General features: G+C 60.5%; 12 protein-coding genes. 6 read left to right on the top strand and 6 right to left on the bottom strand.

Features of this window, described 5'->3' with window-relative positions:
- Positions 1-49: 49 nt before the first annotated feature.
- The 3 genes from J7394_RS08705 to J7394_RS08715 all read left to right on the top strand — a co-directional run bounded on the left by J7394_RS08705 (position 50) and on the right by J7394_RS08715 (position 3,747).
- Positions 50-1,708: an NAD+ synthase gene (locus J7394_RS08705; RefSeq protein ID WP_209252378.1), complete on the top strand. Its 1,659-nt coding sequence runs from the start codon at positions 50-52 to the stop codon at positions 1,706-1,708.
- Between the two features lie 273 nt (positions 1,709-1,981).
- Positions 1,982-2,254 carry a hypothetical protein gene (locus tag J7394_RS08710; protein WP_209252380.1) on the top strand — a complete coding sequence of 91 codons (273 nt, stop codon included), beginning with the start codon at positions 1,982-1,984 and terminating at the stop codon, positions 2,252-2,254.
- A gap of 161 nt (positions 2,255-2,415) precedes the next feature.
- Positions 2,416-3,747, top strand: a complete 1,332-nt coding sequence (locus J7394_RS08715; RefSeq protein WP_209252480.1) for an FAD-binding oxidoreductase — start codon at positions 2,416-2,418, stop codon at positions 3,745-3,747.
- Positions 3,748-3,751: 4 nt separating this feature from the next.
- Here J7394_RS08715 and J7394_RS08720 read toward each other — a convergent pair whose 3' ends face one another.
- Entirely contained in the window at positions 3,752-4,684 is a 933-nt protein-coding gene (locus J7394_RS08720) for an MBL fold metallo-hydrolase (protein WP_209252382.1), read from the bottom strand.
- Positions 4,685-4,900: 216 nt separating this feature from the next.
- Between J7394_RS08720 and gltX the strand changes: the two genes are divergently transcribed.
- Entirely contained in the window at positions 4,901-6,226 is a 1,326-nt protein-coding gene (gene gltX / locus J7394_RS08725) for a glutamate--tRNA ligase (protein WP_209252384.1), read from the top strand.
- A 10-nt stretch (positions 6,227-6,236) separates the two neighbouring features.
- Here the strand turns inward: gltX and J7394_RS08730 are convergent, their stop codons facing one another.
- Entirely contained in the window at positions 6,237-6,848 is a 612-nt protein-coding gene (locus J7394_RS08730) for a gamma-glutamylcyclotransferase family protein (protein ID WP_209252386.1), read from the bottom strand.
- Between the two features lie 95 nt (positions 6,849-6,943).
- On the opposite strand from J7394_RS08730, the gene J7394_RS08735 reads away from it, so the two are divergent.
- On the top strand, positions 6,944-7,390 hold the full coding sequence (locus J7394_RS08735; RefSeq protein ID WP_170490778.1) for an Rrf2 family transcriptional regulator: 447 nt from the start codon (positions 6,944-6,946) through the stop codon (positions 7,388-7,390).
- A gap of 4 nt (positions 7,391-7,394) precedes the next feature.
- On the opposite strand, the gene J7394_RS08740 is transcribed toward J7394_RS08735, so the two are convergent.
- Both J7394_RS08740 and J7394_RS08745 read right to left on the bottom strand, forming a co-directional pair.
- Positions 7,395-9,923, bottom strand: a complete 2,529-nt coding sequence (locus tag J7394_RS08740) for an ABC transporter permease (RefSeq protein WP_209252388.1) — start codon at positions 9,921-9,923, stop codon at positions 7,395-7,397.
- On the bottom strand, positions 9,920-10,615 hold the full coding sequence (locus tag J7394_RS08745; RefSeq protein ID WP_209252390.1) for an ABC transporter ATP-binding protein: 696 nt from the start codon (positions 10,613-10,615) through the stop codon (positions 9,920-9,922). Before J7394_RS08745 ends, J7394_RS08740 begins: the two co-directional genes overlap by 4 nt.
- A gap of 26 nt (positions 10,616-10,641) precedes the next feature.
- On the opposite strand from J7394_RS08745, the gene J7394_RS08750 reads away from it, so the two are divergent.
- Positions 10,642-11,307 (top strand): arylesterase, encoded by a 666-nt coding sequence (locus J7394_RS08750; protein ID WP_247748125.1) that lies wholly within the window; start codon positions 10,642-10,644, stop codon positions 11,305-11,307.
- 6 nt (positions 11,308-11,313) lie between these two features.
- Here the strand turns inward: J7394_RS08750 and J7394_RS08755 are convergent, their stop codons facing one another.
- Together J7394_RS08755 and J7394_RS08760 are read right to left on the bottom strand one after the other, a co-directional pair.
- Positions 11,314-11,868: a L,D-transpeptidase gene (locus tag J7394_RS08755; protein ID WP_170378840.1), complete on the bottom strand. Its 555-nt coding sequence runs from the start codon at positions 11,866-11,868 to the stop codon at positions 11,314-11,316.
- Positions 11,869-12,019: 151 nt separating this feature from the next.
- Positions 12,020-12,226 (bottom strand): cold-shock protein, encoded by a 207-nt coding sequence (locus J7394_RS08760; protein WP_170378838.1) that lies wholly within the window; start codon positions 12,224-12,226, stop codon positions 12,020-12,022.
- Between the last annotated feature and the right edge of the window lie 53 nt (positions 12,227-12,279).

Below are 12,279 nucleotides of genomic sequence, written 5' to 3' on the forward strand. Positions count from 1 at the left end.
CGCGGTGATCTGCTAAATGCAAAAGGACTGACGAAGGCAAGAGGGCAGCATGGCCGACCGTTTCCGCATCACTCTGGCGCAGCTTAACCCCACCGTGGGGGATATTTCCGGCAATGCCGCCAAAGCACGCGCAGCGTGGCACGAGGCCCGCGAGGCCGGGGCCGATATGGTGGCCTTCCCCGAGATGTTCATCACCGGCTACAACACGCAGGACCTCGTGATGAAGCCCGCGTTTCACCGCGCTGCCATGGCTGCGGTTGAGGATTTGGCTGCGGATTGCGCCGAGGGTCCCGCCATTGCCATCGGCGGGCCGTGGGTCGAAGGTGACAGCCTCTACAATGCTTATGTGATTCTGAATGGCGGACGAATCACCAGCAAGTCCCTGAAACACCATCTACCGAACGAAACGGTTTTTGATGAGGTGCGTCTGTATGATTCCGGTCCGTTGGGTGGGCCATACTCGGTGGGTAATTTCCGCATCGGTAGCCCGATCTGCGAAGATGGCTGGCACCCGGACGTGGCTGAGACGCTGGAGGAAACCGGCGCCGAGTTTCTGCTGATCCCCAACGGCTCTCCCTATTTTCGCGACAAATACGATGTGCGCCTGAACCATATGGTAGCCCGCGTGGTCGAGACCGGCCTGCCGCTGATCTATCTGAACATGGTCGGCGGGCAGGATGATCAGGTTTTTGACGGAGCAACCTTCGGCCTGAACCCGGGTGGTGAGCTTGCCTTCCGCATGCCCGTATTCGACGAAGCGATATGCCATGTCGATCTTGAGCGTGGCGATGACGGCTGGCACATCGTTCCGGCCGAGATCGTCCCCCAACCGGATGTGTGGGAGCAGGACTACCGTGCCATGGTCCAATCCTTGCGCGACTACATGGGCAAGACCGGTTTCAAAAAAGCGGTTCTCGGGCTGTCAGGCGGGGTCGATTCAGCCCTGGTTGCGGCCATTGCCGTTGACGCGATTGGCGCTGAGAATGTGCGATGTGTGATGCTGCCATCGGAATACACCAGCCAGGCTTCGCTGGACGATGCCGAGGCGGTCGCCAAGGCGCTGGGCGTTCACTATGACTATGTGCCAATCTCGGACAGTCGCGCGGCGGTGACCGAGACTCTGGCCCCTCTGTTCGCGGGTCGTGATGTCGATCTGACCGAAGAGAACATCCAGTCGCGCCTGCGCGGTGTGTTGCTGATGGCAATCTCGAACAAGTTTGGTGAGATGCTGCTGACCACCGGCAACAAATCCGAGGTCGCCGTGGGCTATGCCACCATCTACGGCGATATGAACGGGGGCTATAACCCGATCAAGGACCTCTACAAAACCCGCGTGTTCGAGACCTGCCGCTGGCGCAACGCCAATCATCGCGACTGGATGATGGGGCCTGAAGGCGAAGTCATCCGACCGTCGGTCATCGACAAACCCCCAAGCGCCGAGCTGCGCGAAGATCAGAAAGACAGCGACAGCCTGCCGGACTATCCGGTTCTGGATGCCATTCTGGAGATCCTGGTCGATCAGGATGGCTCGATTGCCGATTGTGTTGCGGCCGGTTTCGATGAGGCCGATGCCAAACGGGTCGAGCATCTGATTTACATCAGCGAGTATAAACGGTTCCAATCCGCCCCCGGCACGCGCCTGACCAGCCGGGCCTTCTGGTTGGATCGTCGCTATCCGATCGTGAATCGTTGGCGTGATCAGGGATAAACAAGGCGCATTGTTTCCCTTTTTAGCGGCAGTGTTGCGCTGAATTGAATCATTGTTTCCGATATCGTACGCGTACGGGCGGTTTTTCCGGGGTGTTCCACGGCCTACCCTTGTTTTAGCGACATTTTTCCGCCACATTTATGCTTGGATATTGCCTCATGTGAGGCGGGTGTGACGTATTCCTGCGAGGGTTACAGGATCATGGCGAAGCGTTTGTTAGCCTGACAACGCCACATCCGGGTGGGATGTCTGAGTGAACAGTGTGGTGTTACGATGTATGAGCAATATGATAAATCGCTTCACGCGCCGTGGGCGCTGAATACGATGGAGTCGCCTCCTCAGGAATTGGATGAGGCGAAGCTTGATGCGGCCATCGCAGATATGCTGAGGGAAGAAGCGGGTCAGCAGAATGTCGCGCCGATGAAGCGGCCTGAATTCCCTGATCTTGTGCCTCAGGAAGAGGTCCGGACCGGATCAAACTCCAAGTCGACCGGGTTTTCAGCCAATCTGCGTCAGAAATGGGCTGAGCTGTCAGGCGCGGCGTAAATCGCTAGGCTAAAACCGTGGAAGGTGCGGCGTATTTCGCGGCACCTTTGTCGTGCGCGCCACAGGTCGGCACAATCCTGTTGTGAACCTCAAAAAACCGGTTGCCAGTGGCGCAGTGGTCGGTCTCCATGGCGGTCCATGCGATTGCCCATGAGCTTTTGATGCCCGGTCCCAAGCCTACTGTCTTCGACTCCGATCTTTCATTGCCGAAACAAACCGATGTCGTCGTGATTGGCGGCGGTATCATTGGTGTATCCACAGCCTTGGAACTGGCTGAGCGGGGCGTTTCGGTCCTGCTATGCGAAAAGGGTCAGATCGCGGGCGAGCAGAGCTCTCGCAATTGGGGATGGGTGCGTCTTGGGATGCGCGACCCGAGGGAGATCCCTCTGATGCAAGAATCGCTGCGCCTTTGGCGCGGGATGGATGACCGGATCGGACGTCAGACCGGCTATACGCAGTCTGGGATTCTGTTCGGGGCCTCAGGCCAGCGGGATGCGCGCAATCTTGAACGTTGGATGCGCCATGTCGACGGTTTGGACACCGGCGCGCGGATCGTCGCCGGGGCCGAACTGGCCGATCTGATGCCCGGGGCGCAGTCGGATATCTCAAGCGGTCTCTATATGCCGCAAGACGGTCGGGCCGAGCCGCAATGGGCCGCCCCCGCCATCGCCGAGGCCGCGCGTGATCGCGGGGCGATCGTCATGACCAATTGCGCCGTGCGTAGCGTCGATGTGCAAGAGGGTCGCGTTGCCGGAGTGTTCACCGAACGGGGCCGAGTGGCGTGTGACCGGGTTGTTTTGGCCGGAGGGGCGTGGTCGCGCCTGTTTGCGGGAAATGCCGGGATCGACCTGCCTCAACTGAAGGTGCTGAACACAGTCATGCGCGTGTCGCCGGTGGCCGAGGGGCCTGAGGTCGCGTTGTGGTCGGACGGGTTTGCAATCCGAAAACGGGCGGATGGCGGTTATACCATCGCCTCGGGTCATGAAAACACAGTGGATATCGTGCCCGATAGTTTCCGGCTGGCCCTCAAGTTCCTGCCAGCCTTCGCACAGGAATGGAGATCGCTGCGCTTTCGCCTGTCAAGTCGATGGACGACCGAGGCGCGCGAAGATCGGCGCTGGCTGCCCACCGATGTGACTCCGTTCGAACATTGCCGCGTGCTGGATCCAGAGCCGTCGCAAAAGGTCATCCGTGCTGCTTGGGCGAATGCGCGCAAGAGCTACCCGGCGCTGGAGCAGGCCGAGATCGTCCAAAGCTGGGCGGGGATGATTGACGTGACACCGGACGCGATCCCGGTGATGTCCTCGGTCGATGAATTGCCGGGCCTGTTCATTGCCACCGGATTTTCTGGCCACGGTTTCGGCATTGGCCCCGGCGCGGGCCTGCTGATGGCAGATCTGGTCATGCACAGAACGCCCTGTGTGGATCCGGCCGCGTTTCGCCTGTCTCGTTTCACCGACGGCTCAAAGGTCCGGCCGGACCCTGGGTACTGAAGGCTTAGCCCATCATTTGATAGCTGACGGGCACAAAGCGGAAGCCGTCGCCTCGTGTCTCGACATAACCAGCGCCCGGGAAGGGCATGTGGTAGCCGATCATCGGCACCTTGTCGGCAGCCAGAAGGCCCAAAATCTTACGGCGTGAGTCCGTTGCGGCAGCTTTGTCCATGTCGAACCGAACTTCCCATTCGGGATGCGCAAAAGACCAGACATAGTGATTGGCAAGGTCCGCAGTCAGAATAAGACGCTGGCCGTTGCTTTCCAGATGATAGACCATGTGACCGGGGGTATGCCCAAAGGTCGCCATCGCCGTCACGCCCGAGGCCACGTCTCCGCCATCCTCAATAAAACTCATCTTCTCGGCCAGAGGGGTGACCTTGGCAGCGACCAGATCTCCGACCCGATTCCCGGCTTCCTGAGCGGACCAGAAATCATATTCGGGTGCAGCAGTGACATAGCGCGCATTGGGGAATGTCGGCGCATCATTCGTGGTCATGCCGCCGATATGGTCTGGATGCATATGGGTCAGCACGACCACGTTAATCTGATCAGGCGTGACACCTGCATCTGCCAAAGCGGCCTGAATGCCGCCCTGACCAAGTCCGGTGTCGAACAGGATCAGCTCTGAGCCTGTGTTCACCAGAGTCGGCGTGAAAAAGAACTGTGCCACGTCAGGCGAGATGAAGTTTTCGGCTGATACTTTGGCGAATTCCTCATCCGAGGCGCCGCCACCGAAGATTTCCTGCGCACCGTCGCGCGGCAAGCTGCCATCCAGCAGGGTTGTGACCGTAAAGTCGCCCAGCTGGAATGATCTTGCGATGGTCGAGTTCGCCTTTGTCTCGGCTCCGGCGGCCAAAAGTGGGGTCGCTGCGGATGCAAATGGAAGGGCTGCTGCGGCGCCCAGGGCCGCTCTGCGTGTTAAATTGATGGCCATTTCTTAGTCTCCCTGTGAGAACGCCAGCGAAAAAGGTAGTTCGCTTCGGGTCGCGTGCCACTCTATACACCAGTACTCAGTCTGCGTGGATGAACATTGCGTGTTAATATTTGTTCATCTTGCGATCCGGGGTGCCTGAGGAGCTTGGGTAGTCCGAAACGCCTGCTGGACAAAAACGCGCCTTTGTGACAAGAGCCGCGCCAACAGGAGACACCCATGACAACCACCCGTTTCGCCCCGTCGCCCACCGGTTACATCCATGTGGGCAACCTGCGCACCGCTCTGATGAACTACCTGATCGCCCGCAAGGCAGGCGGTACCTTCATTCTGCGCATCGACGATACCGATCCCGAGCGCTTGAAAGAAGAATATGTCGACGCGATCAAACAGGATCTTGAGTGGCTGGGTCTGCACTGGGATCGGGTCGAGCGTCAGTCCGAACGTCTGGACCGCTACGCCGAAGCCGCCGACAAGCTGCGCGAGATGGGTCGGTTCTATGAGGCGTTTGAGACGCCGACCGAACTGGACCTCAAGCGCAAGAAGCAGCTGAACATGGGCAAGCCGCCGGTCTATGACCGCGCCGCACTGAACCTGAGTGAGGCCGAGAAAGACGCACTGCGCGCCGAGCGTGGCAATGGCGTCTGGCGGTTCAAACTGGATCACGAGCGGATCGAATGGAATGACGGCATTCTGGGCGACATCTCGATCGATGCGGCCTCGGTTTCTGACCCGGTTCTGATCCGCGGCGACGGGCAGGTTCTGTACACGATTGCGTCTGTCGTGGACGATACCGAGATGGGCGTAACCGATGTGGTACGCGGCTCGGACCACGTCACCAACACCGCGACGCAGATTCAGATCATCGAGGCGTTGGGCGGCAATTGCCCCCGTTTTGCGCACCATTCATTGCTGACCGGCCCTCAGGGTGAGGCGCTTTCGAAACGTCTGGGCACGCTGGCCCTGCGTGATCTGCGGGAGCAAGGCGTGCAGCCGATGGCTCTGCTGAGCTTGATGGCGAGGTTGGGGTCCTCTGACCCGGTTGAGCTGCGCGCTGAGATGGCCGAGCTGATCGAGGGGTTCGATATCAACCGCTTTGGCGCGGCGCCGACCAAGTTTGATGTGCAGGACCTGTTCCCGCTGACCGCGAAACATCTGCAATCGCTGCCGCTGGCCGACGTGGCCGAGGCAGTTGCCGATGCCGGTGTTCCGGCGGATCTGGCCGAGCCGTTCTGGGCCATGGCGCGCGAGAACATCACCACTCTGGCCGATCTCAAAGGCTGGTGGGAGCTGTGCCGGGATGGGGCCGAGCCTCTGATCGCGGATGAGGATCGTGACTTTATCGCCGAGGCAATTGCGCTATTGCCGGAAGGTCCGTTTGATGGCGAAACCTGGGGCACTTGGACCAAAGCCGTCAAAGAGGCCACGGGCCGCAAGGGCAAGGGCCTGTTCATGCCGCTGCGCAAGGCGCTGACCGGGATGGAGCGTGGGCCCGAGATGGCGGCACTCTTGCCTTTGCTGCAAGTAATCCGCGTGCGAGGCTGATTGCCGGACCTTAGAACTTGAACGAGGCAGGCAATCCGTCTGCCTCTTTTTGTTGGTGCGGTTGGATGACCCGCACTGACGCCCGGCGCAAGCGATCGTCAACAAAGTCTGTCTCTTCCGGTTTGAGCTGTTGATGACGTGGGTATCTTGGCTCGGCCCTGTCATTCAAGACGGGCGCGTCCCAGCCATCCGTTGTTGCGAAGAACCGATCGGCCCCGTCCGGTCCAAAAATACGCAGATACCCTTGCACGACGACGTCGATGTAGCTCAGCAGCAGCGGATGATGATCTGTCGGCGCCTTGTGCCGGTCCTTCGGCACCGCATAAACAGCGATTTCCACATCCTGCTTAAGAGGGTGCGCGACCGACTGCGTGGCGGGAATTCGGTTATAGGCCCACTCACGCTCATCCAGCGCGGCCCAGTCGTTTTTGGGCACATGGGCGATCATGCCTTCGATCTCGGAGTCAGGATCAGGGACTGCCGTCAGGAACGCGACCGAACGCAAGTCGGTATGCTTCCATGCCCGCCGCCAACCTTTGAGCTTTGCTGGCCGGGGATCGGGAAAGTCATGTGTGGCCAGGTTCACGAGGCTGCCATAGCCAAAGAAATAGGGGTCTGCCATCAGCGCGGGATGTCCTTTGGGTCGATTGATGTATGTCAAACCGCTTTTTTGCCGGACATGCAATAAGATCACATCATAGATTTAGGGAGGCCCCTATGCGGATTACCAAACGGACGAATATCGCCGTGCGCCTGTTAATGTATTGCGCGGCACATCCCGAAAGGCTGGTGACCAAGGCCGAGATCGCCGAGGTTTGCAACATCTCCGAAAACCATCTGGCTCAGGTGATCAACCAGTTGAGCCAGCTGAACTATCTCAGCACCCAACGGGGCCGCAATGGGGGCATGTCGCTGGCGCGCTCGGCTGATGAGATCCGGGTGGGGGCGGTGTTCCGGGATGTCGAAGGCGCGTTGCCGATTGCCGAGTGTTTTGCGGATGCCGACAACACCTGCCCTCTGACAGATGCGTGTCGATTGAAGCTGGCGCTGAAGGACGCGGCTGAGGTGTTTTACGCCTCGCTTGACGAAATCACATTGGACGCGTTGGTTTGTGACAACGATCCATTATTGAAAATCCTGCAACCCGTCGCCTGCGTGCGCTAAGGGGTCAATCGCTGGCGCGCAGGATGCGAGCTGGTCTTACCGATAGCGGCCGCAGGGCGAAGGCAAGCCCTGCACCCAATGTCACGACCATTCCGGCCAGCACGATGCCAACCGCCGAAGGCCAGATAACCGTATAGCCGGTGTCGAAAATATAGGTGGCGACGGCCCAGCCCCCCAGAATGCCGACCAAAAGGGCGACGCCCCCGGCGGCCGCCCCTAGCAAGACAGCGCGCAAAGCAAAGCTGAAGAGGATGCGCTGTCGGTTCGCCCCAAGTGTTTTCAGAACCGCAGCCTCGTAGCGGCGCGCGGGCTCTCCGGCGGCTGCCGCGCCGATCAGGACCAGAAACCCTGTCAAAAGCGAGACACCTGCCCCGTAGGAGGTTGCCGCCGCCAACCCGGCCAGCAGGCCCGAAACCCGGTCAATCGCGTCCCGCACCCGGATCGCAGTGATATTGGGGTATTGGTCGGCCAGATCGCGCAGGATCGCGGATTCGGCCTGTTCCTCGGCATAGACGGTGGCGATGAAACTGTGTGGTGCACCGGCAAGCGCCGAGGGGTTCATCGACATAATGAAGCCCATGCCAGCCGTTGAAAAGTCGACCTCGCGCAATGAGGTCAGGCGGGCCGTGATATCTCGGCCCAAGATGTTGACCGTCAGTTCATCCCCAAGGGTCAGGCCCATCTCCGCGGCCTCTTCAGCGGCGAAGCTGACCTGGGGTTCTCCGGAATAGTCTTCGGCCCACCAATCGCCTGCTGTGACGCGTGCGTTTTCGGGCGGGCTGGCGGAGTAGGTGATGCCTCGGTCGCCCTCCAGAACCCAATGGTCCCCGGCAACGTCGCGCGCGGGGCGTCCGTTGATCTGGGTGATGATGCCGCGCAGCATCGGTGCGCTTTCGATGCGGCTGACGGATGGGTCGGATTCCAGACGCTCGGTGAAGCCCGGCATCTGGTCCTTTTGGATGTCGACAAAGAAATAGGACGGCGCAACATCCGGCAGGTTGCCTGAGATCGCATTGCGTAAGGTCCCGTCAATCTGCCCAACGGCGGCCAGAACAGACAGGCCGAGACCGAGGGACAGGACCACCGATGCCGCGCCCTCGCGCGGGTCGGAAATAGCCGAGAGCGCCCACCGCATGGCAGGGCGGCCACGCGCGACGGGTTTGCCTGCGCGGGCGATGCGGCCGATGGCGATGGCCGATAGGGACAGCAGGATGAGCGCGCCCACCAAGCCAGCACTGGTCCAGAGCGTCAGTCGGGCGGAGCCGCTGAACCACGCGGCGATTGCGATCAGCAGGAGCAGCCCGAAACCGGTGGCGATGACATAGATGGGTCGAGGGAGGGCGCGGGCCGTGGTCAGCGCATCGCGGAACAGGGTGGCGGCGCGCACTTCCTCAGTTCGGGCCAGTGGCCACAGGGTAAACAGGAAAGCGGTCAGTATGCCGTAGATCGCAGCCTCGACCAAGGCTTGCGGGTAGAGGGCGAAAACCGCCGGGATCGGCAGCAGGCTTTCGATCATTGGGGCCAGAGCCAGCGGCAGGACCCCGCCCAATGTGACGCCGATGGCTATTCCGATGCCCGACAAGAGCCCGATCTGGATCATATAGGTCTGGAAGATCGTCGCGCGGTCGGCCCCCAAGGTGCGCAAGGTGGCGATGGTTTCGGTCTTCTGCGACAGGTACGCGCGGACGGCTGCGGATACGCCTATGCCGCCGACTGCCAACCCTGAAAGGCCGACCAGAACCAGAAACGCGCTGAGGCGGTTGACGAATTCAGTGATGCCCGGTGCCCCGTTGCGGGCATCGGTCCAGCGCATGCCGGTGCCATCGAAGGCCTCCGTGGCCTGCTGGGAGAGGTCTGCAAGATCAGTACCTCTGGGCAGATCGAGGCGGTATTTGGTCGAAAACAGCGTGCCCGGGGCCAATAGGCCGGAGGCTTGCAAGTCTTCGGTTCGGACCAGTGTTCTTGGCCCAAGGGCGAATCCGTCCGCCGCACCGTCCGGCTCATGACGCAGGGCCGCCATCAGGACAAACTCCTGCGTGCCCAAGGCAAAACGATCGCCGACCGTCAGCCCCATCCGGTCGATCAATGCGGGGGCCATGACGGCACCGGGCAGGCCGTCTGCGCCCGCAAAAGCGTTGTCCAGAGGCATTTCCGGGGTCAGAGTGACAGCCCCCACCAAGGGATAAGCGCCATCCACCGCTTTGACTTGTGTCAGGGCGCGCTCGGTTCCGGTGTCTTGCGCGGCGACAGCCATAGACCGGAAATCGACAACCACGGACACCTGTTGCGCGGTCTCGTCCATCCAGCGCCGTTCTTCGTCGCTGGCAAAGCGATAGGTGAACTCAAGCTGCGCGTCTCCGCCCAGCAAGGCGGCCCCTTCCTGCGTCAACCCTGTCTGGATGGCCGAGCGGACCGAGCCGACCGCAGCGATGGCCGCAACCCCAAGGGCGAGACAGGCGAGGAAGATGCGAAAGCCACGCAGGCCTCCGCGCAGTTCACGACGTGCCAGCCGTCCGGCCAGTCGCAGGCTCATTCCGCGGCCTCTTGCTTGGTCTCATCTGAGATTCGGCCGTCGCGCAAGCGTACAACGCGGTCACAGCGCGCCGCCAGCGATGGGCTGTGCGTGACCAACACCAAGGTTGCGCCGTGCTTGTCCCGCAGACCGAACAGCAGATCGACGATTGCCGCTCCGTTGGTTTCATCCAGATTGCCCGTAGGCTCATCCGCCAAAAGGATCTGAGGGCGCGGGGCCGAGGCGCGGGCCAGGGCAACACGCTGTTGCTCACCCCCGGACAATTGCGCCGGATAATGGTCGCGCCGATGGGACAGCCCGACGGTGTCGAGTTCTACCTCCGCGCGTGTGAATGCGTCCTTGTGGCCGGCCAGCTCCAGTGGGGTGGCAACGTTTTCCAGTGCCGTCATGGTGGGGATCAGGTGGAAATTCTGGAACACGATACCCATCGTGTCACGCCGAAAGCGGGCCAGCGTATCTTCATCCATTGTCGTCAGATCCTGACCCAAAGCCGAGACACTACCGCCCGTGGCCTGTTCCAACCCGCCCATCAGCATCAGCAGCGAAGATTTGCCCGACCCGGATGGCCCGATCAGCCCCAAACTCTCGCTCTTCATCACGGACAGAGAGATTTCATGCAGAATATCGACTCGCCCGGCATTGCCATCCAGCGACAAAGAGGCATTTTGGAGCGTAAGAACAGCTGAAGTCATCGGTCTTTCCATCGGAGGGCAGTCAATTGGGATATGGAGCGTTTGCAGCTCTGCGCAAGGTTCTGGTTTCAGGGCTGTTTGTCAGTTGGGGCTATACTGCAACAGCCGAGCCCGTTGTGATTGCCGCACTGGGGGATTCGCTGACCCAAGGCTATGGGTTGGTCGAATGGGACGGGTTTGTCCCACAGCTGGAACGCTGGCTGCAGGCGAACGGGGCCGAGGTTCGTTTGATCAACGCGGGTGTCTCGGGGGACACAACGGCGGGCGGTGCCGCGCGGGTCGAGTGGACTTTGACGCCGGATGTGGACGCGATGATCGTCGCGCTGGGTGGCAACGACTTGCTGCGAGGTCTCGACCCCGATCTGTCACGCGCTAACTTGACCGCAATCCTGAGCGCGGCTGAAACAAGCAATGTCGACGTGTTGCTGATTGGCATGCAGGCCCCCGGCAACTATGGTCCGGACTATAAACAGGCGTTCGACACGATCTACCCGGATTTGGCTGAACAGTTTGATGTCCTCTACGCCGAGAGTTTCTTTGACGGTCTCGCCTCGGGTGGTGATCCGAACGTAGTCAGCCAATACATGCAGCCGGACGGGATTCACCCGAATGCCCAAGGCGTCGCGCGGATTGTTGAGGCGCTTGGCCCATCCGTGCTGGAACTGGTCAAGATGTCGGGTGAACAGGGCTAGGGGCCGTTAGACCACTGTGACGACCGTTCCGATCGGCACGCGGTTGTAGAGATCCACCACGTGTTCGTTCATCATCCGGATACATCCGTTGGACGCTGCCCGTCCGATCGTCTGCGGCTGCGTTGTCCCGTGGATGCGGAAATAGGTATCGACCCCGTTCTGGAACAGATAGAGTGCCCGCGCGCCCAATGGATTGTCGCCCCCGCCAGGCTGGACATAGTCGTTATCCTTGAAACGGGCATAGGCCACCGGATCCCGCTCAATCATCTCTTGCGTAGGCCGCCAGGTGGGCCATTCCTTCTTCACGTCGATGGTCGCAGTGCCGGTAAACTCCAACCCGGCTTTGCCGACCCCACAGCCATAGCGGACCGCCTTGCGTGGTTCGGTCACGTAATACAGGTAGAAGGATCGCGGCACGACCAGCAGTTGCCCCGGCTGAAACTGCTTTTTGATCCGGACAAATTGCGGTGTGGGATCATACTCGGCAGCCTTCTTGGCAACGGCAATACCGGGGAGAAGGCTCAGGGCCGTTCCGGCCAGAAAAACACGACGTGTAAACATGTGCGCCTCTTGAATTGACCTGAAAAATCATCACTCGAACTCCAGAATGATATCTTAATTGGTCAATTATGGGGCAGATATTACGAAATTGTGATGTGAGGCCTGACGGTCACAATACAGGGCGGGGTTTACCCCCGCCCGTTAGAGTGGCTTATGCCAGCTCGATATTGTCCGCGCTTTCGCGGCCGTCACGACCCGAGCGGAGCTCGTAGGTGACTTTCTGGTTGTCGGCCAAACCGGTCAGGCCCGAACGCTCGACAGCCGAGATGTGAACGAAGATGTCTTTGCCGCCATCTTCGGGTGCGATAAAGCCGTAGCCTTTGGTGGTGTTGAACCATTTTACGGTGCCTGCAGGCATATCCGTGTCTCCTGTTTAGTGCTGCCCACGTGGATGCGGCAGCCTGGCGTCGT

The sequence above is a fragment of the Ruegeria sp. R13_0 genome, from assembly GCF_017743995.1.
Lineage (GTDB): Bacteria > Pseudomonadota > Alphaproteobacteria > Rhodobacterales > Rhodobacteraceae > Ruegeria.